The 21,026-nt window shown below is 67.4% G+C and carries 16 protein-coding genes; 1 reads left to right on the top strand and 15 read right to left on the bottom strand.

Translation table 11 applies throughout. The features are described 5' to 3' along the window. Positions 1-8 precede the first annotated feature (8 nt). The 15 genes from tssH to tagH all read right to left on the bottom strand — a co-directional run bounded on the left by tssH (position 9) and on the right by tagH (position 20,509). A complete protein-coding gene (gene tssH / locus LuPra_RS06435; RefSeq protein ID WP_110169984.1) occupies positions 9-2,735 on the bottom strand; it encodes a type VI secretion system ATPase TssH in 2,727 nt (908 codons plus the stop codon). Further along, entirely contained in the window at positions 2,732-3,778 is a 1,047-nt protein-coding gene (gene tssG / locus LuPra_RS06430) for a type VI secretion system baseplate subunit TssG (protein WP_110169983.1), read from the bottom strand. Before tssG ends, tssH begins: the two co-directional genes overlap by 4 nt. Next, on the bottom strand, positions 3,742-5,622 hold the full coding sequence (gene tssF, locus LuPra_RS06425; protein WP_110169982.1) for a type VI secretion system baseplate subunit TssF: 1,881 nt from the start codon (positions 5,620-5,622) through the stop codon (positions 3,742-3,744). The genes tssG and tssF overlap by 37 nt, the downstream gene beginning before the upstream one ends. 2 nt (positions 5,623-5,624) lie before the next feature. After that, positions 5,625-6,146: a type VI secretion system baseplate subunit TssE gene (tssE, locus tag LuPra_RS06420; RefSeq protein ID WP_110169981.1), complete on the bottom strand. Its 522-nt coding sequence runs from the start codon at positions 6,144-6,146 to the stop codon at positions 5,625-5,627. Then, positions 6,139-6,987, bottom strand: coding sequence for a type VI secretion system accessory protein TagJ (locus LuPra_RS06415; protein ID WP_110169980.1), 849 nt, complete (start codon positions 6,985-6,987; stop codon positions 6,139-6,141). The genes tssE and LuPra_RS06415 overlap by 8 nt, the downstream gene beginning before the upstream one ends. Further along, on the bottom strand, positions 6,984-7,499 hold the full coding sequence (locus LuPra_RS06410; protein WP_234800757.1) for an Hcp family type VI secretion system effector: 516 nt from the start codon (positions 7,497-7,499) through the stop codon (positions 6,984-6,986). Before LuPra_RS06410 ends, LuPra_RS06415 begins: the two co-directional genes overlap by 4 nt. Positions 7,500-7,511: 12 nt before the next feature. Then, complete coding sequence (locus tag LuPra_RS06405; protein WP_110169978.1) at positions 7,512-7,988, bottom strand: Hcp family type VI secretion system effector; 477 nt, start codon at positions 7,986-7,988, stop codon at positions 7,512-7,514. Between the two features lie 54 nt (positions 7,989-8,042). Then, on the bottom strand, positions 8,043-9,539 hold the full coding sequence (tssC, locus tag LuPra_RS06400) for a type VI secretion system contractile sheath large subunit (protein WP_110169977.1): 1,497 nt from the start codon (positions 9,537-9,539) through the stop codon (positions 8,043-8,045). Between the two features lie 27 nt (positions 9,540-9,566). Then, positions 9,567-10,082 carry a type VI secretion system contractile sheath small subunit gene (gene tssB, locus LuPra_RS06395; RefSeq protein ID WP_110169976.1) on the bottom strand — a complete coding sequence of 172 codons (516 nt, stop codon included), beginning with the start codon at positions 10,080-10,082 and terminating at the stop codon, positions 9,567-9,569. 22 nt (positions 10,083-10,104) lie between these two features. Further along, positions 10,105-11,127 (bottom strand): type VI secretion system protein TssA, encoded by a 1,023-nt coding sequence (tssA, locus tag LuPra_RS06390; RefSeq protein ID WP_110169975.1) that lies wholly within the window; start codon positions 11,125-11,127, stop codon positions 10,105-10,107. 225 nt (positions 11,128-11,352) lie between these two features. Beyond that, the gene (tagF, locus tag LuPra_RS06385) at positions 11,353-12,858 is read right to left on the bottom strand and encodes a type VI secretion system-associated protein TagF (RefSeq protein WP_110169974.1); all 1,506 of its coding nucleotides are present in this window, start codon (positions 12,856-12,858) and stop codon (positions 11,353-11,355) included. Then, positions 12,831-16,295 carry a type VI secretion system membrane subunit TssM gene (tssM, locus tag LuPra_RS06380; RefSeq protein WP_110169973.1) on the bottom strand — a complete coding sequence of 1,155 codons (3,465 nt, stop codon included), beginning with the start codon at positions 16,293-16,295 and terminating at the stop codon, positions 12,831-12,833. The genes tagF and tssM overlap by 28 nt, the downstream gene beginning before the upstream one ends. Before the next feature lie 33 nt (positions 16,296-16,328). Beyond that, a complete protein-coding gene (icmH, locus tag LuPra_RS06375; protein ID WP_110169972.1) occupies positions 16,329-17,627 on the bottom strand; it encodes a type IVB secretion system protein IcmH/DotU in 1,299 nt (432 codons plus the stop codon). Between the two features lie 14 nt (positions 17,628-17,641). Further along, on the bottom strand, positions 17,642-18,973 hold the full coding sequence (gene tssK, locus LuPra_RS06370; protein WP_110169971.1) for a type VI secretion system baseplate subunit TssK: 1,332 nt from the start codon (positions 18,971-18,973) through the stop codon (positions 17,642-17,644). A 36-nt stretch (positions 18,974-19,009) separates the two neighbouring features. Further along, positions 19,010-20,509, bottom strand: a complete 1,500-nt coding sequence (tagH, locus tag LuPra_RS06365; protein WP_110169970.1) for a type VI secretion system-associated FHA domain protein TagH — start codon at positions 20,507-20,509, stop codon at positions 19,010-19,012. A gap of 111 nt (positions 20,510-20,620) precedes the next feature. Here tagH and LuPra_RS06360 point away from each other — a divergent pair, with 111 nt between their 5' ends. Further along, positions 20,621-21,019: an iron chaperone gene (locus LuPra_RS06360; RefSeq protein WP_157898813.1), complete on the top strand. Its 399-nt coding sequence runs from the start codon at positions 20,621-20,623 to the stop codon at positions 21,017-21,019. Positions 21,020-21,026: the final 7 nt, after the last annotated feature.

Raw genomic sequence — 21,026 nt, 5'->3', positions numbered from 1 at the left:
ACCCACCATCAGGCGAACCGATACTCGAACTCTCCGCCCGACGCGCCCAGCTGTACTCCTGTCAACGGCTGGCCTTCCATCGTCCGAACCAGGAATTCCCGGCTGATGGCCGGCAGCACCGTGTTGGTGAGGATGGCGTCGATCATGCGACCGCCGCTCTCCACTTCCGTACACCGGCCGACGATGAGCGAAACCGCGTCCTCGTCGTAGGTGAAGGGGATGCCATGGTGTTCGGCAACACGTCGCGCAATCCGACCAAGCTGCAGCCGGACGATGTTGCCGATCATGTCGTCGCTCAGCGGGAAGTAGGGGATCACCACGAGCCGGCCGAGCAGGGCCGCGGGGAACACCTTCAGCAGCGGCTCGCGCAGCGCCTTGGCGATGCCGTCCGGGCCCGGCATCAACTCGGGATCCCGGCACATCGCGGCAATCAGGTCGGTGCCGACGTTGGAGGTCAGCAGGATGACCGTGTTCTTGAAGTTGATCTGGCGCCCTTCGCCGTCTTCCATCCGGCCCTTGTCGAACACCTGGAAGAAGAGCTCGTGGACGTCCGGATGCGCCTTCTCGACCTCGTCGAGCAGCACCACGCTGTAGGGTCGACGACGGACCGCCTCGGTCAGCACACCACCCTCGCCATAGCCAACGTACCCTGGCGGCGAGCCCTTCAACGTCGACACGGTGTGCGCTTCCTGGAACTCGCTCATGTTGATGGTGATGACGTTCTGCTCGCCACCGTAGAGCGCCTCGGCGACCGCGAGCGCGGTCTCCGTCTTGCCCACCCCGGAGGGGCCACACAGCATGAACACGCCGATCGGTTTGTCGGGATTGTCCAGCTTGGCCCGTGACGTCTGGATGCGGCTGGCGACCATCTCGAGCGCATGCCGCTGCCCTATCACCCGCTGGTTGAGCGTCTCGGCAATGCCGAGCACGGCGGCGATCTCGTTCTTCACCATCCGCCCGACCGGCACGCCGGTCCAGTCCTGGACGACCGATGCGACGGCCTGCTCGTCGACGCTCGGCAGGATGAGCGGCGACTCGCCCTGCAACTCGGCCAGCTGCGTCTGCAGCGTCACCAGTTCGTCCAGCAAGGCACCGCGATCGTGAGCAGCCACTGCGGCCGGTGCCGCGACTTCCCCGGCGGCCTTTTGCGATTCGGCCGCCTGCTCGAGCGGGCTGCCGGTCCCTTCGACGGGCGCAGCGCCTGCTCGCAACTTCGCCCGGATGGCCAGGATCTGGTCGACGAGCGTGCGCTCCGACTCCCATCGCGCCTCGAGCCCGGCCCGCCGCTCGGACTCGACGGACAGTTTCTGCTCGGCCGTCGCCCGCCGGTCGCCGGCAGCGACGCCGACCACTTCCTCGCGGCCGATGATCTCGAGTTCGATCTGCAGCGCCTCGATGGCACGGCGGCAATCATCGAGTTCCGCCGGGACGGCGTGCTGACTGATGGCCACGCGGGCGCAGGCGGTGTCGAGCAGGCTGACCGCCTTGTCGGGCAGCTGCCGGGCAGGAATGTACCGGTGCGAGAGCCGCACAGCCGCCTCGAGCGCCTCGTCGAGCACCTGCACGCGGTGATGCTGTTCGAGCGTGGAGGCGACGCCGCGCAGCATCAGGATCGCCTTGTCCTCGGTGGGCTCCTCGACCTGCACGACCTGGAAGCGACGTGTGAGTGCCGGGTCCTTCTCGATGTGCTTCTTGTACTCGGCCCAGGTCGTCGCCGCGATCGTTCGGAGCGTCCCGCGCGCGAGCGCGGGCTTGAGCAGGTTGGCGGCATCGCCGGTGCCGGCAGCCCCGCCGGCGCCAATCAGCGTATGCGCCTCGTCGACAAACAGGATGATCGGCTTGGGCGAGGCCTGCACTTCCTCGATCACCTGCCGCAGCCGGTTCTCGAATTCGCCCTTCATGCTCGCGCCGGCCTGCAGCAGGCCGATGTCGAGCGTCAGCAGCGAGACCTCCTTCAGCGACGGCGGCACGTCGCCGCGGGCCAGCCGCTGCGCGAACCCCTCGACGACGGCGGTCTTGCCGACGCCGGCCTCGCCGGTGAGGATCGGGTTGTTCTGCCGGCGCCGCATGAGGATGTCCACGATCTGCCGGATCTCCTCGTCGCGTCCGCTCACGGGATCGAGCTGGCCCTTGCGGGCACGATCGGTGAGATCGGTGGCAAAGCGCTTGAGCGCCTCGTTCTTGCCCATCTGCGCCGGCGCCATCGCGTCACTGGCTTCGCCGGGCGCCCCGGCGCCATCGGAGGAGGACCCGCGTTCCTCGGGCGAGCCGCTGACGATGGTGGCGAAGCTCTCGGTGAGCGCATCCGCCTTGATCGAGTCGAACTGCTTGGACATCGCCAGCAGCACGTTGCGCAGCGCCGGCGTCTTGAGCATGCCGATGAGCAGGTGGCCGGTGCGGATCTTGGTGTCGCCAAACATCAGCGTCGCGTAGACCCAGCCCCGCTCGACGGCGCTCTCGACGTGCGCCGACAGGTCCGAGATCGATGTGGCGCCTCGCGGCAGCCGATCGAGCCCCTCGGTCATGTCCCGGGCAAGGCGCGACGCATCGACCTCGAAGTGCCTCAGGATGCGGTGCACGTCGGAATCGGCGGTCTGCAGGATCTGCTGCATCCAGTGCAACAGCTCGACGTACGGGTTGCCCCGCAGTTTGCAAAAGACGGTGGCACCCTCGATGGCCTTGTAGGCCAACCCATCGAGTTTGCCGAACAGTGCGGATCGACTGATCTCGCTCATGCGATTCCTGCCCTCATTGGATCCACCAGTGCCTCCGCATTCAGGCACAGATCGGCCGCGTCTTCATCGACACGCCGGTGCCCCAGCCAGGTCGTCCACCCCAGGCGCGCGCCTCTGGCAAGGCGCAGCCGGGGAACTTCGTGTTGTTTCAACTGCAATCGCACGTCCCACTCCAGCTCGAAACAGAGGTAGAAGCGCACCCAGTCCACGAGTTGCTGGATCCTGGCGCCGCCAGGCAGGAAGCCCTCGTACTGCGCGAGCGTCAGCGGCCCGAGGTGCAGCCGGAACTTGTACTGCCGATCCCACACCCGTCCACCGAGGACGGCACCGGAGCCGAGCTGCGCTCCCTCGCGCGCCAGGTGGGTGCGCTCGGCCAGCCGCAGGTGCAGCCAGTGGCCGATGAATTCTTCGACACGTACCGCCACGCCGAAGAATTGCCGGACGATCGAACTCAGTCCCTCGGCGTTGCGTGCCTGACGGATCAGGCTTCCGGCGTGGAACAGCTTCGCGGTATCGGTGACCGCGTCGCGGTTGCGCAACGTCGGCGGTGCGATGCCGACAAACGCGGCCACGAACGTGGCGAAGCGATCGTCGGCCGGCCGGTCACGGCTGACGTGCGGCTGCGCCTGCGCCCAGGCGCGATAGAGCAAGGCGATGAACCGGTGGTTGAACAGGTCGAGGAACCGGCTCAACGTCGGATCCCCGGCGTGCCGCAACCGCTCTCGCGCGTACTCGGTGATATGGAGCGGCATCGGGCCGTTCGGCCCGAGCAAGCCGAACAGCCGCACGCGCAGGCGCGGCGGACCACCGCCAGGCACCGACTCGAGGCCGGACAACGACGCCGGCGCGAAGGACAGATCGGGGTCCTGGCCGAGACGTACGGGCTCGTCCACCGGGCGCAGCGCCTCACCCCAGCGTGGCTTGTCGGCGAAGAAGCATTCGAGCCGACGCAGCGTCTGGTAGAAGTCGTACCGGTGCGGCTCGTCGGCCAGCGCGGCGAAGAAGCCTAGAACGTCTGTCTCGTGCCCCAGTGGGGTAGCCATCGACTGATCTCGCCTCGACTCCCTGAATGAAGAACGGTCTCCACGAACGAATTCATCGAGACGTGGCGCGCGAAATAACGATCGAGCACCGCGCCGAGCATGTACGCATTGCCTCCCTCGAAGGCCAGTTCATCGACGACGAGCGAGGCCTGGAGCCCACGGCCGAACGCGATCGGACCGGCCTGCGGCAGCCTGCGCACCACCGGTTTCACCGACACCGACCGGATGCCCTCGATCTGCCGCCGGGCACTGGCATCACCGGTCGGCGCATAGAGTTCGAGCAGTTCACGCAAGGCGGCGGCACCCTCCCGCTCGGAGGAATCGACCAGCGACAAGTAGTTCAGCGACAAGTGGCTGATCGCCCGCCACGCCACCGCGCCGTCGGCCAGCGGTGCATACGGTCGGCTCGGCCCATTGAGGACACGGATGCTGGACACCGGTGCGGCCACGTCGAGCGTGAAGTCGGTCGAGCCGAGGCCGACCGGCATCTGCACCGAGAGGTCGCGGTTGGTGCACAACGTCTGGAGTGACAACTGGCGGAGGTCGCCGCCGTAAGGGGCCTGGGCCTCGTCCACGAGACCAAGGAACACCTCGGTGCTCACGTAACTCGAACGCGGCCCGCGGCGCTTCTGCGCTGCCGAGTAGAGCCGCGGCTCGCGCCGCGTCGTGAAGTAGCCGGAGGGTTGCCGGTCGCCTTCCGCGCTGAACCCGCGGTAGAGCGGCAGGAAATCCTGCTCGCTGTGCGATCCGACGCCGTGGCCGACGACGCTGGTCACCTCGTAGACCTCGAAGTCCATCGGCCGGGTCCTATCGGGCACCACGTGGTACTCGTAGGCGCCCTCCGAGATGTGGATCCGATCGGCCCGCTTCGAGAACAGGTTCACCGCCGGCGTGCAGAACAGCGCGAAATTCGAGGCGTCGACGACGCTGTCGATACCGGCGTCGCCCCGCCCCAGCAGGATGACGATCTCGATCTCGTCGGTGTCGAGCGCTTTGGTCGCGCGCGACAGCCCGCCCAGCTCGATGAACCGGTAGCGGTGAGGAAAGCAGAAGTACTCGGCCAACAGGCGATAGCCGTGAAACGATCGCTCCGTGACTGGCAGGAGCGCGTCGCCGTCCTCGAAGCCCACCGGACGGACGGTGGACGCGGGCAGCGCGTCGAGCGTCGTCAGCGGCTTCCGCTGTGTCGGCAGGACGAGCACGCCAAGCGCCGACGACAGGCACAGCTCGTACAGCTTGTTCGCGACGTCGTCGCGGCCGGCCAGGTAGAAGGGGAGGCGGTCGAGCGCCATCTGGTTGAAGCGCAGGCCGCCGCTCGCCTTCAGCCGGATGCGCAGGCCGCCCTTGACCCGTCGGCCGATGGCGAGCGTGTTCAGCGGCAGGTCCGGTGCGAACGTGAAGTAGTTGGCCGACGCGACCTGGATCGGGAACAGTGTCACCTCGTGCGCCGTGCGGAATTCGCACGCGGTGGCATCGTCGCCGCCCATCTGCCCGATCAGCGTCGAACCGCGGGGGATGGTGTAGCCACGACCGAGGCCGGCGTCGTCGGCCTCCGGCTTGATCTGCGCCACCACCATCGACGGAATTGGCGCCAGGTAGTGCGGCAGGATGATCTCGAGCAACGACTGCGTGAAGCGTGGGAACTCCGCGTCGATCTTCAGCTGGACGCGCGCGGCAAGGAAACCGACGCCTTCGAGCAGGCGCTCCACGTAGGGGTCGGCGACCTCGAGCCCGTTCATCCCGAGGCGTGCGGCCACCTTCGGGAACTGCTGCGCAAACTCCGCCCCCATCTCGCGCAGGTGCTGCAACTCGAGGTTGTAGTACTGGAGCAGCCGGGGGTCCACGCTCAGGACGCTCGCAAGGTCGGCAGGTCTGCGATCTCGACCCGCCCCGTTTCAAGGTCGATCTCGGTGCGCACGAGCAGTTCGAGCGGGATGGGCTGCGCCCACAGGTGCCCCTGGATCTCCACACCGATGATGTTGTGATGATCGAGTAGTCCCGCGTCGACCACCGTCCGCACCACCAGGGTGCCAGGGACGATGCGCGGCTCGAAGTCGAGAATCGCCTGCTTGATGGCACTGGTCAGCGCCAGGGCGTCCATGGTGGAGGCGGTCTTGCCCGAGAGGGCGCTGAGCCCGAAGTTGATCACCGAGCGTCGGACGTACGGCGCGCTGGCCAGGTCGACGCCCGACTCCATCTTCACGGTGTTGAACAGCCACGCCAGGTCGCGCAGCACTGCCTGTCGCAGCCGTGCCTTGGACAGCGCCCGCTGTTCCCGGGGCTCCAGCTTGCGGTCGGGCTCCTCGTCGGTGAGCCGGTCGAGGAGCGCTGGCTGCAACCGGTCCTGTTGTGGCGTGGCGTCAGCCATCCTGCTCCGGCTCCGTCCCGGCGTCCTGCTCCGGCTCCGTCCCGGCGTCGATGGCGATACGCCTGATGTCCATGACGGGCGTTTCGTCGGCGTCGGTGGCGAGGAGCCGCTGCCCGAGTCCGTGATGGGCATCAGGACCGGCCGGCACCCACTCCGTCTTGCGCGCCAGTGCGATGAGGCCGTCCTCGGAGCGCTCCGACCCGGGGTAACGCGTCGGGATCAGCGCGAGGGTCTCGCCGCCATTTTCGAACTGGATGTGGGCTGGCATCCAGACGGCATCACGCAGGTCGACAGGCGCCTCGATGTCCACGACGGCCAGGCGTGAGAACGGGATCCAGTAGTAGCGGCCGTTGATCATCGCCTCGAGCACGGGGCCGAGCCGCGAGTCGGCGTCAGCGATCCACTCGAACCGTCGTCCGTCGATGTCGCCCGACGACGCCGGAGCATCGTCGAACGCGCGCAGCCGGAGTTCCTCGGCGCGAGCCGCGTCGCCCTGCCCCGCGACGAGCAACGATTCGATCAGCAGGGCGAGCCATTGGTCCGGCTCGCCGAAGATCATCGGCGACTTCTGTCCGGCGAACACCGACGCCCGCATCGCTTCGCAGCGCACGGCCGCGCCGTACATGTTGGCCATCGCCAGCGCCGCCGCGTCGAGGTCGGCGGCGACCTTCAGCTGGTTGAGCGCGCGCTCCCATTGCCCGAGCACACACAGGAGTTGGAAAAGGAAGACGCGCAAGCTGGCGTCGGCCGGCTTGTTCCGCACTTCCGCTTGCAGGAGCGCCAGAGCGCCCCCGGGGTCTCCGCCCCGGAGGGCGTCTTCGGCTGCAGCGGCTGCGGTCATTGTGCGTCTTCGAACTGATCTTGGAAGACCATCCCGCCCCCGCCCTGGCCGTCCTTGCCCTGCGGCGTGTACTCGACGGAGATCTGGTTGAACGAGAAGGCGATGTGTTCGACCACGCCATGCCCGCCCTGCTCGTCACCGCCCGCGATGGTCAGGGAGATGACGCGGCCGCGCTCGATGGTGATCTTCAGGAACTCGAGCTGGGTCTTGCCGGCCTTCCGCAGGGTGAGCACGGCCTTCTGGATCGGTTCGTTGGTCCGCAGCGCCGCCATGAGCGCCGTGGATGCACTGTCGATCCGCTTGACGATCTTGAGGTCGTGAATGCTGGCCTTGCCGGTGGCGGCACCGCCACCGAGCGACACCTTGGCTGCCATGCCCCACGACCAGCTCAAGACATTGATTTCGCCCTTGTGGCCCTCATCTTGCGACTCTCCCTTGATCACGCCGGTCCTGGCGCCCTTGACCATCAGGTACATGTCGCCGGTGCCGGCGGGATCTGGAGGGAGAGCCACGATGCGCGCGTCCTAGGAGTCGACCTGCTTCTGGAGGTCGTAGATGAAGTGAAGGCCCGCGTCGAGCGTGCCGTCGTCCTTCTGCGGCTTGTACTCCAGGTCGATGTGTCCGAAGACGATGGACACGCTCTCCATCGGGTGCTCCGAACTGCCAGACGGCTGGATGCTGGAGATGAAGACTTCCTTCAACTTCACGATCAGGTACTCCAACTGCCCCTTGCCGGACTTGCGCGACACGAGGGTAGCGTCCTTGAAGTGGTCGCCCATCGCGCACGCCTTCATCAGCACCGGCGACGACTTGTCGAGGGCGTGCATGAAGCTCAGGTCCTGGAAGTTCGCCTTGCCCGCTCCCTTGCCGGCGCCCGCACGGGCGTCAACGGGATTGGACACGCCCCAGGACCACGACAGGACGTCTATCTCGTCCTTGTGTTTGTCATCCTTCGACTCGCCCTTGACGTCGCCGATTTTCAAGAACACATCTACTGCCATTGGCTATGCTCCTTTTCTGACCTGTGTCTCCGACAGCACGTCGAACCCGATGCATCAGCCGGCCTTGGCGGACGGCAACTTCGACACCAACCGCAGGGATACGGTCAGGCCTTCGAGCTGGTAATGGGGCCGGAGGAAGAACTTCGAGGTGTAGTACCCGGGGTTGCCCTCGACTTCCTCGACCTGCACCTCGGCGGCCGCCAGTGGCTTGCGCGACTTCGTCGCCTCGCTCGAGTGGGCGGGATCGCCGTCCACGTAGTTCATGACCCAGTTCTGCAGCCACCGCTGCATCTCGTCGCGTTCCTTGAACGAGCCGATTTTGTCGCGGACGATGCACTTCAGATAATGTGCAAACCGGCAGCAAGCGAACAGGTACGGCAGCCGCGCCGCCAGGTTGGCATTGGCGCTGGCGTCCGGATCCATGAACTCGGCCGGCTTCTGCAGTGACTGCGCGCCGATGAACGCCGCGAAATCCGAGTTCTTGCGGTGGACGAGCGGCATGAAGCCGTTCTTGGCCAGTTCGGCCTCCCGGCGATCGCTGATCGCGATCTCGGTCGGGCACTTCATGTCGACGCCGCCATCGTCGGTCGGGAAGGTGTGCGTCGGCAGCCCCTCGACGGCGCCACCCGACTCGATGCCGCGGATCCGCGAGCACCACCCGTACTCCTTGAAGGAGCGGTTGATGTTCACCGCCATGGCGTAGGCGGCATTGGCCCACGTGTACTTGTTGTGGTCGGCAGCGCCGGTCTCCTCCTCGAAGTCGAACTCCTCGACCGGACTCGACTTGGCGCCATATGGCAGGCGAGCGAGATAGCGCGGCATCGCCAGGCCGAGATACCGGGCATCCTCGGACTCGCGCAGCGACCGCCACGCCGCGTACTCGGGCGTGGTGAAGATCTTGGTGAGATCGCGCGGATTGGCGAGTTCCTGCCACGTCGCCATCTGCATGATCGTCGGCGAGGCCCCGGCGATGAACGGCATGTGCGCCGCCGCGGAGACCTGCGCCATCTCGCCAAGCAGTTCGACATCGGCCGGGGTGTGGTCGAAGTGGTAGTCGCCAACCATGCAGCCGAACGGCTCGCCGCCGAACTGCCCGTACTCGGCTTCGTACACCTTCTTGAAGATCGGGCTCTGATCCCACGCCGTGCCCTTGTACTTCTTCAGCGTCTTGCCGAGCTCCTGCTTGCTGATGTTCATGAAGCGGATCTTCAGCTGCTCGTCGGTCTCGGTGTTGTTCACCAGGTAGTGCAGACCGCGCCACGCGCCTTCGAGCTTCTGCAGTTCCGGATTGTGCAGGATCAGGTTGATCTGCTCGCTGAGCTTCTTGTCAATCGCGGCCACCATGGCCTCGATCGACTTGGTCACGTCCGAGCCGATGAGCGTGGTCTGCGACAGGGCCTGCTCGGCGAGCGTACGCACGGCACGCCCGACGGCCTCCTGGGCTTCGTCGGTCCTCGGCTTGAATTCCTTGCGCAGCAGCGATTCGAAGTCGCCGGTCTCGACGGCGCCAACCGAGGCTGCGGTGTCCTGTTGGAGTTTCGGTTCAGCCATGTGATGGTTCTCCCTCGTGGTCGGACGCTAGGACGAGGGTTCCTGATCCGCGTCCTTCTTGGTGGATGCGAGCGACTGCAGCAGGGCCGGATCCTGCAGCAGCTTGCTCACGAGTTCCTCGGCGCCGGCCTTGCCGTCCATGTAGGTGATTAGGTTGTTCAGCTGCTGCCTCGCTTCGAGCAGCTTGTTCAACGAATCCACCTTCTTGGCAATCGCCGCCGGCGAGAAGTCGTCCATGCTCTCGAAGGTCAACTCGACGTTCAGGTTGCCCTCGCCGGTCAGCGTGTTGGGCACCTGGAACGCGGCGCGCGGCTTCATGGCCTTCATCCGCGCGTCGAAGTTGTCGACGTCGATCTCGAGGAACTTCCGGTCGTCGACGCCTGGCAGCGGCTCGGCCGGCTTGCCGGACAGATCCGCGAGCACCCCCATCACGAAAGGCAGCTGAATCTTCTTCTCTGCCCCGTACAATTCCACCGCGTACTCGATCTGCACGCGCGGAGCCCTGTTGCGCGCGATGAACTTCTGACTGCTCGCCTTGGCCAAGAGATCACCTCCGGATACGACCTTATTCGCCGTCCTTCAAGCCGCCGAACGCGCGCGCGATGGAGACCGCATCGGGCGCCACGTCCTCCAGCACTTCGAGAAAGTTCTTCGACACCAACCGCTTTGCCCTGTCGATCAACAGCGGCACCGGACTCGATGGCTCGTTTCGCCGGAAGAACTCGGCGACCGCATCGAGCGCGCGCACCGCGTCCTGCCGCGAACCGATCGACCCGATGGCCACCGTGCCGGGCGCCGTCCCCGTCCCTCCCTCCGCGCCCGCCGGCACCTCCTCGGGCACTCGGAGCGCCACCTGCGCCTGCAACAGCAGGTTCAACCTGGCAAACTGCGCCGTCAGCGGCTCGAGGCCGGGCGCCATGTCCGGACCACCGGCGTCACGCATCCGGGCGTCGATCCGGTTGGCCGCCGCCAGCGCGCCCTCGGCGCCCTGCTGCATCAGCATCAGGGCTTCCAGCGGCATCTCGCCCAGGGCCATGTCAATCTGCGCCATGTCGGGCCGGTTTTCCGACGGGCCCGGCTGCAGGTTGCCCTTCGCGATGTCGATGTCGCGAAGACCGAACCGCCCATGCTGGCGGCTCTCGACGATCGGCGTCCGCCGCAACCGATCGAGCACCGCCATCGGATCGGCAAAACAGTTCAGCGCGTTGCGCCGGGCCATCGCGTCCTCGTCGACGAGCGGATGCACATCCGGCCAGTTCTGGTCGAGCCAACTGGCCGCCGCGGTCAGCGTGTCGAAGAACGCCAACAGGCCATCGGTCCGCAGCACCGCCGTGGCGAGGTACCCGAGCAACCGGAGGTCCTTGGACTTGCCGAGGCCCTCGAGTGATTGCGCGCGGATCTCGCCCCAGTCCGGCGGCTTCCGTGTCTCGTCCGGTCCCGGTGGAGCGTCGGCCGACCGCGACTGTCCGAACAGCCGCAACGCGTCCAGCGTGGTCAGCGGCGGCAGGTCCTCGAGACTGACCCCACACGGGTGCTCCGGGTCGATCGGCGCGAGCAGCGCCTCCAGACTCCAACCCGCACTACTCATAACGCACGAGACTCCGCAACCGATCGCTCCAGGCGCGCCGTGAACATTGCGCAATCGCCGACGGCACGCCCACCGCAGTGCATCGTCGTACCGCGGGACCAGAACCTCTGGTCGGACGCCGCCCGACGGCGGACGCCGTGAACTGTCCGGGGTTCACCTGACTCGTCAATGAGAACGAGCAGGAGCATATGACTGATGCGCCAAAAGTCAAAGGGCTATTTGCCGTCATTCATAAGCCTCGGCAATGACCGCCGTCACGTTGTCCGGGCCGCCTCCGTCCAGGGCCAGTCCGATCAGTCCGGTGACGATGCCGCGGAGGTCCGGTTTGGTCAGCCATTCCTGTACCTGCGCATCGGTGACGATGCGTGTCAGCCCGTCGGAGCACAGGAGGAAGCGGTCGCCGGCCCGCAGCTCATCGCGGTAGACGTCGACAGGCACCGCGGCGGACACGCCGACGGCGCGCGTGATCGCGTGCGCTTCCTGGCGACCGGTCACCGGGTCTGCTTCTTCGACGCTGTGATCGGTCGTGAGCCGATCCAGTTGACCCGCACGCAACCGGTAGACGCGGCTGTCGCCAGCCCACAACACCGCGCAGCGCGTGCCGCGCACGAGCAGGGCGACGACGGTGCTGCCGCAGCGGTCGGTGAGGATCGACCGCGACGAGGCGCGATACAGATGGTCGTTCACCTGTTTGATGCGCTCGAGGGCGGCGTCCACCAGGTGATCGAGATCCGAGCCCGGCGGCAGGTCGGCCAGCGCATCGCAGACCTCGCGGCTGGCGATCTCGCCGTCGCGATGCCCGCCGAGTCCATCGGCTACTACCCACAAGCCCAGCTCAGGCCGCTCGACGAAGGCGTCCTGATTGATCGTGCGGACGCGGCCGACATCGGTTGCCGCCGCCGAGCGCATCCGCACCGCCGCGAGATCGAGCAGCGACTCCTCCACGGACGGCTCCGGACGCGTGACGTGTGCGGGCACGGCACGCCAGCGGTGCTTCGCCCACGTCCCATCGAGAAACGCGCCGAACGTCGGTGGCGACGGCAGCCCGGCACCGATCAGGCAGCTCGGATCGACCATCGCCGACCCTTCCGTCCACCACATCACGAGCGGCTGGTACGCGCCCTCCATCTGGCGAGACAGCAACTGTCCGAATACCGTCCAGAGGTCGCCGGTCGACTCGATCGGCAGCTGCCAGTTGGCGCCGCCCAGCAGCAGCGACGCCGCCGCGGGCTGCAGCACGACTTCGGTCCCGGCACCTCCGAGGTGCGCGAGTTCGGCCCGCAGATCGGCCACGCGCGCGTCGAAGCGCTCGAAGTTGACGTTTTCCACGGCAAGGGTATCGACCAGCAGCCGCTCGGCAGCGGTGAAGAACGCGGGCGCTTGCGTGGCCACGGTGACGATAGGGATGTCGGGTGACAACTGCGCGACGACGGTCAGCGGGAAGTAGCGGCCGACACGATCGATGCTCGGCACGAGCACGCCCGCCACCGGCGCAGGACCGCATGCCCCCGCGGCGCACACGAAGCGCCACGCCGGACTGGTCAGGTAGACGTCGAGCCAGCGATCACCCAGGGCCGCCTGGCTGGCCGTCATGCCCGCCTGCAGCCAGGCATCCCATCCGGCGACGAACGCGTCGCTCGTCCGGCGGCGCAGGAAGTCGCCGTGCGTGGGCAGCTTGCCGTAGAAGCCGACGTCCAGCTGTTTCACGAGCCGCAACCGAATCGCTGCCATTCGCGTTTGGCGAATGGATTGTCCAGGCTCACGGCGTCGATCACGACCTGGGCCTCGTGTTCGCGCCGGCCCCGGAACGTCAGCGTCGTCCGGGTGTCGCTGTCGTGACGCGGCTGGCCGGCATCGATGAACCGGAACAGCGCCCAGGGACCCTCGAACCGGGGCCCCGATGCGATGCCGGTCCGGTCGTTGAAGGACGCCGAGGCGCTGCCGGCGTTCTGGCCTGGCCACGTGCCGGGGGCGGCGCCGCCTTTGCGGTCGTCGAATTTCTGCCCGTCGATCTCCAGGGCGAACTGGGTCGTTTCGGTATCGACCGAGGCGATGATGACGCCGAAACGGAGGGACGGCTGCGCCGAGCCGCCCGCGAAGAAGGCGTCGCGTATGGCACGCGCATCCTCGAAATGTCCAAGCATGCCCGGGTACGGCGCCACGGTTCCGGGCTTCCAGCTCCACGGCCGCGTGGACGTGTCGACGCGACTCTCCAGGCGTTCGGTGAAGAACCGGTCGAACACGCCCTTCGGTCCGAAGAGCTCGGCGAATTCGGTGAGCGGGATCTCACTGTTGCTGGTCGAGAACGGATAGCGGCCGGCAATGAGGCGTTCGCACGGCGCGAGCACCTCCTGCCGGTACGACGACGCGAGCGCGTCGATCGAGGCCGTGGTGACCGTCTTCTGGGCGCGGCTGCCGATCTGTTCGATCATCTCGCGCACCGGCGTCGGCAGCGTCTCCGACTCCCGGCCGATCTGCATGAACAGGTTCCTCAACTGCGGATCGCCCTGGGCCACCTCGATCGATTTCTGCCCGTAGGCGGCTCCGAACCCGCGCAGTTGCTGCTCCACCTCACGCAACCGGTTCAACGAACCCTCGATCGGCGTCTTGCCGGCCTCCCCCTCGACCAGGCGATGAAGGTCCTTGAAGTGCGCCGTCACCAGGGCCCCCGGCGTCGACGGCGCAACGGCCGCCGGCCCCTGCTTGAACATCGTCGTGACGCGATCGGCGTACGACTTGCCCTTGGCAAGGATGCCGGGGTCGGCCGGCGCCTCGGCCTTGGCGGGCCCGACCAGCCGGGTGTTTTCCGTGATGACGTCCAGGAGATTCTTCAGGGGGGACGTCGGGCCGCCGAGGACACCGAGCAGATCGGCCATGCCGTCCACGGTGGACGGCGTCACGATCACGAGATCGTTCACGACGGCGTCCCATGCCGCGATGTATTCCTGCTGGTAGATGTTGGTGAGCTCGCCCTGCAACCGCGTCCGGTCCCCGAGATCGCTGCCGCCATCGCACACCCAGTTGTCCTTCGAGAACTCCTCGACCAGTTCGGGCAGGTCGCTGCCGGTGATCTTCTCGAATGCACTCCTGCTGAACAGGCTCGGCAGCGGCTGCGACAGGCTCACGCCGCTCTTGCGCGTGATCACCTGCGTCGTCGCGACGCCGCCGGCGACGTCGAGCCGCACGCCCTGCGAGTCGTTGCTCGCGTAGGTCTCGCGCAGCCAGCTGTACATGATGCGGCCCATCGACGCGCGCCGTACGGTGCTGCAGGCCTGCGACACGAGCGACGCGTTGATGGGCACCGGGCGCAACCGTTCATCGCTATCCAGCAAGGTCTGGAAGTGCTGCGTGAGCGAGGCGCCGACGTCATGCGGCACGCCGTTGGCCGGACTCCACTCCAGGTTCACCAGGTACTGCAGGTGTTTCTCGTTCATGTGCTCGGGCTGACCGAGCATCAGGTACGCCTTCAGGTATTCGTACAGCTTCTCGGGCTCGCTGCCGTACTGCACGAGCCGCTGCTGCAGCCGGGCGGCGACGAAGTCCAGGAGCGAGGCATCGAGTTCGAGCAGGTACGCGTCTTGCGCCGCGTTGGCCATGGCGCGCCCCTGGTAGAGCCCCCATCGCATGCCCCAGGGCACGCTGTCGTTGTGCCGGTTGGCGGACGTGACCACGGCGCGAATGGCGTCGAGCCGCGGCAGCAGGCCCTGGACGGAGGTCACCGAGCGCGCCGCCGGTACCGCGCGCAGGCGCGTCACCTCGCGTTCCATGTCGGCCAGGTACTCGGCATTGCGGCGATAGCTGACCGAGAGCACCATCACGCCGAGCACCGTCAGGATCACCAACCCCGCGTACGTCGCCAGCTGCAGGCCTGCCGTCCGCATCTCGAGACGGCGGTTCACGCCCGCCAATCCGGACTCGCCGATCAGGACCTGCGTGAGCAGGCGCTCGACAAAGTACGCCTTGCCGCGTCCACCGGGCGCCACCACCGCCTCCGGGGCGACCCGGAAGCCGCGGCCGATGGCGCCGAGCAGCCGATCGATGGGCGTCCCCTCCTGCGTGCCGCTCGTGAAGTACACGCCGCGCAGCAGGATGCGCTGGTCGCCACTCTTCACCGCGAACAGGTCGTTCAGGTACTGCGCGAGCGAGTCACGCAACGATGCCACCTGCTGCGGGAAGGCGAAAATCCTCGCGCGCCGGCGGGCGTCGGTTTCCTCCTCGAGCCTGGCGAACATCCGCTCGTTCAACCGGGTCACCAGCGCCTCGAACTCGGACGGGAACATGCGCGTGACCTGGCCCGACACCGTCTTCTCGTACGGGAAGGTCACCCCCCAGACCTGCGCGCGTCCTTCCTGCACCTGATCGTCGAAGTACTCGGCAAACCCGGCGATCAGATCGCACATGGTCACCATCACGTAGACCGGGAGCTCGATCTGCAGTTCGCGACCGAGTTCTCGCAGCCGGTACCGTGCCGCCTCGACCTGCTGCTCGCGGGCGGACTCGCCCTGGGTAAGCAGGTCCTTGACGCTGATGGTCAGGATGACGCCGTTGATCGGCCGGCGCTTGCGATACTTGGTCAGCAGGGCGAGGAATTCCTTCCAGCCCGCGCTGTCTGCCGACGCATCGGAGTCCTGCGTGGTGAACCGGCCCGCCGTGTCGAGGAAGACGGCCTCGTCGGTGAACCACCAATCGCAGTTGCGCGTGCCGCCCACGCCTTTCAACCGCGATTGCCCGCCGGAGGCGTCCAGCGAGAAGTGCAGGCCGGAGTTGAGCAGCGCGGTCGTCTTGCCCGATCCAGGCGGCCCGATGAAGACGTACCACGGCAGGTCGTAGAGCGTGCGTCCCTTCTGGCGCGCGCCGAGCGTCGCGACTGCCTGCTCGAAGCTTTCACGCAGCTTGACGACGTCGCCCGATGGCAGGGGCTCGGCCGAGGCCTGGCTGATGACGGCCGAGGCCAGCTGGCTGCTCGCGCGCCGTGCCCGCCACCGCTCGAACAGGACCCAGGCCAGCCACGCCAGCACCACGAAGACGATGGCGGTGAGCCGGGACGACTCGGTCTCGAGCGGCCGCGACCCGGAGATGACGAGGTACGGGCCAGCAAGCCAGATCACTGCCGCGATCAGCAGGAACCCTGGCAGGAGCTGGATGGTGCGCTTGAGCAGCGACAACATAAGTGAAACCGCCTGGCAATCCGGGACCGCGCGCTAGGTGCCGCGCACGTGGATGATTTCCACGCGGCGGTTGCGCGCCCGGTCTTCGTACTTGGGTTCGGACGATCCCTTGCCCTGCACGCGCAGGCGGGCGGGACTGTCGATCGTGCGCTTCAGCACGTCGACCACGCTGACGGCGCGCTCGCGCGACAGTTCATAGTTGTCGCGGTACCGGAACGAGCGGAGCGGCTGGTCGTCGGTGTGTCCGTTGATCTCGACGCGGCCAGGCACCTTGTTGAGGGCGGAGGCAATGCTGTGCAACGTGTCCGTGTAGGAAGGGTTCAACTCCGCGCGACCCGAGGCGAACAGATCGGCGCCGAGCAGCGTCACCGTGGTGCGACCGCCAGCCTCGTCGATCTGCACCGCGCCCCGTCCTTCCTCCGGCGCCAGCAGCTGTTTCAGTGTCGGACCTGACGACGGGCGTGCCGGCGCCAGCGCGGGTGCGGGTGTCTGCAGGTCCGCCTTCGAGAGTTCGAGATGGATGGGGGCCGCGAGTCCGGCGAGCCGCGACTGGTACAACGTGAAGGTCGCAATCAGGATCGCGACGACGCCGACCGCAGCGACCCACCACGGGATGTACTGCACCAACCGGTTGCGCCGGTCCTCGAGGCCCTTCCATCGCAGGGCGAGTTCGGTCGGGGGCTTGCCCCGCTGGCTGCGGATCGTGCGATAGAGGCCGGCGCGGACCTCCGCCAGCCGCTCGTGGCCGCGGTCCATCGTGTGGTACTTGCCCATGAAGCCGAGCGCGAGGCACACGTACTGCAGTTCCATCAGGTCGATGTGCCGGCCCGGGTCCCGCCCGATGCGGTCCAGCATCTCGAAGAACTTCTCGCCGCCCCATGCCTCGCGATGCAGCGCGACCAGCAGGGGATTCTGGGCCCATTCGCTCTGCGAGCCGCCGGGCGTGGACATGACCGCTTCGTCGACGGTGGCACACAGCACGTACCGCGCCGCCAGGACGATCTCGTGAGCGACACCGGCCGCGCGCGCCCGATCCTCGAACGATCGGATGTCGTCGAGCGCCTGCCGGCGAATATCGGGGATGTCGAGCGACGAGTAGGCGGCGCGCGCGTGCCCGGCGAGCCGGAGCAGCGGGCTGGCCGCCTGCACCAGCGGATTGAGCCCGATCGCCAGGCCTTCACGTGCCGCCTCGGGCACGGGCACCGGCGCGGGCATCGGCATCATCGTCGGCCGCGCCCCGAGAGGGTCGCTCACGCCCCGCTTGCCCGCACCGGGCCGCGGGCGGATCACGGTCGCGTCTTGTGTCTTGAATGGATCGTCGCCGTCGATCATCGTGTGACTCCCCGTCAGGTACGGATCGCCCAGAACTCCATCGCGAGGCCGGGGAAACTTCCGGCGACGTGAAGCGCCACGCCGCCCGACGTCTTCAGCTGCTCCCACAACTCACTGCTTTGATCCAGCTCGAAGTACGCGGAGCCGGCATGGAACGGGATCTGCCGCGGCGCGACAGGCAGCGGCAGCACCGGCACACCCGGCAGGCCGAGGCGCACGAGGTCCGCGATCCGTTCGACGGGCCCCACCTTGAGCTGTGAGGGAAAACTGCGACGCAGTTCCTCGGATGGTACGTCGGCGCGCGCCGCGAGCACGAACACGGCACTGCTGTAGAGGGCGCGTTCGCTGACGAGCGCGACGCTGATGCCGTACTTCTTCGTCTCGATCGGAATCGGGATGGCCACCTGCACCATCTCGGCCGCGAAGGCCGCGCGCAGCGCCGCCATCACCGGCTCGAACGACTCGCGCAGGCGATCGTGACGGTAGCCGGGAAAGGCGGGCGGGCGTTTGGAGATGCTCGTGAACGTCGCCATCTCGCCGGCAATCGACACGAACAGTTCGTAGAGCTGCTCCGGATGGACGCCGCCGGTGTCGGCATGGTGCGCCAGCAGCGGCTCGTAGCGGTTGATCGCCTGGAGCATCAGGAACTCGGCAAATTCCGCGGCCGCGCCGCGCCCGGTGGCCGCGACGCGGCCACCGAGGGCGTCGCCGCGCTGGTGCAGGAGCCCCAGCAGCTCCGAGGCAAACGTGGCCAGGCGCGTTGCGGCCCGTGCATGCAGCACCGTCGGCATGAAGCTGTCGTCGAGCAGCACGCGCTTGTCGGGCCGCGCTTCCGCGATGTGCGCGATCGGAATCGTGGCGTACGCGTCGGTCACCTGCGAGGCCAGCAACAGGCGCGTGCTCAGAGCCCCGACCTCGACCGGCGCGGAATCACCGCTGGCCGATGTCGTGTCGCGCGCTTCCCACTCGCGGATCTGGTGCCGCGCCATGCGATCGGCCGCATCGGGGCGTTCGAATTCCGGCTCGCCGACGCGGCGCAAGGGGACGGCCAGGTACACGAGCTGATCGCGCACCTGCACGTCGATCTCCAGCGCCGGCGGCAGCGGGTCGTCGACGGCAAGACGAAACGGGGTCCCGTCAGGGAACACCCCCGATGCGCGGCGGACACCGAACTTGCCGATCCCCAGGAGATCGCGTTCGAGTTCCACTTCGGTGAATCCCCAGGCATGCGGGATCAGCCCCTGGCAGCGCGTCTCGACGAAGCGCTCCATGTAGCGATCCTGCTGCTGAAAATGCTGCGGGCGCAGGAACAGCCCCTCGGACCAGACAACTCTGTTGAAAGACATGCTCCCGTGAACGGCGCCCCCGCAGAAAGTGGTGTCCTACCCTCGACCCTGTCCGTCCTTCAACCGCTTCAGCTGCTCTTCGTACGCGCGCGTGAAGGCATCGCCGAACAGGCGGCGGAAGGCGGCATCCGGGTCCCGCGCGATCTCCTCGCGATGTTCACGGAAGAGATCCCAATACCGCATCTTCGCCCCGACGGCGAAGACCGAGTTCTTGCCGAGACGCCGGTCGAACTGCTCCTGGAGACGATCCGGATCGAACTCCGCCAGGGTGGTCTCGAACGCGACTCGCATGCCCGCGAGCATCGCGAGTTGGTGGTTGCGGAGGTCGTCGAACGCGTCCTGAAACGCCTCGACCGGTCCCAGGTACGCCACGTTGCGCTTCACCAGCAGGTTGTGCAGGGCGTCCTCGACGTTCACCGAGAACTTGAGTGGATTGTTGTCCACCGGCCTGTACGAGGTCATGCGCATGCGGAACTCGTCCTTCACGTGGTGCCGCGAGCGGAGCACATCCATGACACCCGACACAACGACGCGGAGAATCTCACCGAACTTCTGCGCGAGTTCCGGCGTCACCGGCACGTTCTGCAAACCGGCGGCAGCCAGGACGCCGGCAAGGTCACCTGCGACGGGCGTCTTCGGCCAGGCGATTGGCGGGGGCGACGGCTCCCGCTCGACCGGGGGTGGCCCCGGCCACGCCGGTCCGGCGACTGGCGCCGCGGCCTCGAACGGCGGCGCCGTGTCCGGCTGCTGCTCCACCGTGCCGCCACCTGGAGCGATCGGCGGCGGCAGCACAGGGATGTCCGCCAGGTCGAAGGGCGGCGGCGTGTCGTGCACGAGTCGTACGCCGGTCTCCGGAGCCAGCGGGTTGTAGTCGTCGGGGATGAAGGTCCCGACCGGTGGCGGCGTGGGTTTCGGTGCCGGCGGAGGCAGGATGACGGCGGGCGGCCGGAAGTGTCCGTCCAACGGCGAGCCGCCGCCGAGATCCTTCACCGCAGGGGCGGCTGGGGCCACCCGCTCCGGCGGCCCGGGATCGAGCAACTTCAGCGGATCGAGTTCATCTTCCGGATGCGGGATCTGGTGCAGCGCAAAGGGATCGTTGCGCGCCGGAGCCGTCGATGCGCCTGGCACGACCCCGAACGGTTCGTCGAACCTGAACGGGTCGCTCGTGACGCTGGGCGGCGGCGCCAGCACCGCGGGGCGGAGCCGTGTCTCGTCGCGGTCACTGACGATCGACACGAGGATCTCGTATGGCTGAATGAGCAGGCGCTCGCCGGCATGTAGCGGGTAGAGTCGCCCCGGGTCGAGGCGGTTGTCCGGGGAGTTCAGGTAGATGCCGTTCGTGCTGGTGTCCTCGATGTAGTAGGTCGAGTGCTCGTAGGTGATCCGCGCGTGCCTCGACGAGACCTTGCTGTCGGGCAGGACCCAGTCGCTGTGCTTGGCACGTCCGATCGTGCCGCCCTCGGCGCCGATGACCTTCCGGGTCACGGCGGGAGGTTGCTCGGCGCCTGAGGAAACAAGTTCGAGTATGAGGCCCACGCCGTGCTCCGGTGCCGGGAGTGTAACCCAAGTTCAGGGCGCTGACGGGGCGATATGCTCCACGTGTCGCGACCCGCTCGGCCGCCGCGACGCCGGGGAGGAGGAACCCCCATGAGTCGTCCGAACGTGCCATCAATCGAAGCCTACCTCGCGGCCCTCGGCCAGACGCAGAGGACGGCCCTGACGCGCGTGGTCGCAGCCATCCGTACGGGTCTGCCTGGGGCCGCGGAGTCGATCTCCTACGGCATTCCCACCTTCAAGATCGACGGCCACGCGGTCCTCTACTGCGCCGCGTTCGCCGCGCACTACTCGGTCTATCCCGCGACCGCCACACTGGTGGCGGCACTCGGCGACGCGCTGGCGCCGTACGAATACAACGGCAAGGGCACCATCCGCTTCCCGCTCGACGTCGCCGTGCCGACCGCGCTCATCACGCGCATCGCCAGGGTGCGTGCCGCCGAGGACGCCGCCCGTCCGTCGCGACGACGGGCCGCGGCGAAGAAGCGCTGAGTCATCG

The organism is Luteitalea pratensis, assembly GCF_001618865.1.
GTDB classification, from domain to species: domain Bacteria; phylum Acidobacteriota; class Vicinamibacteria; order Vicinamibacterales; family Vicinamibacteraceae; genus Luteitalea; species Luteitalea pratensis.
This window is presented reverse-complemented; position numbering and strand designations above follow the sequence as displayed.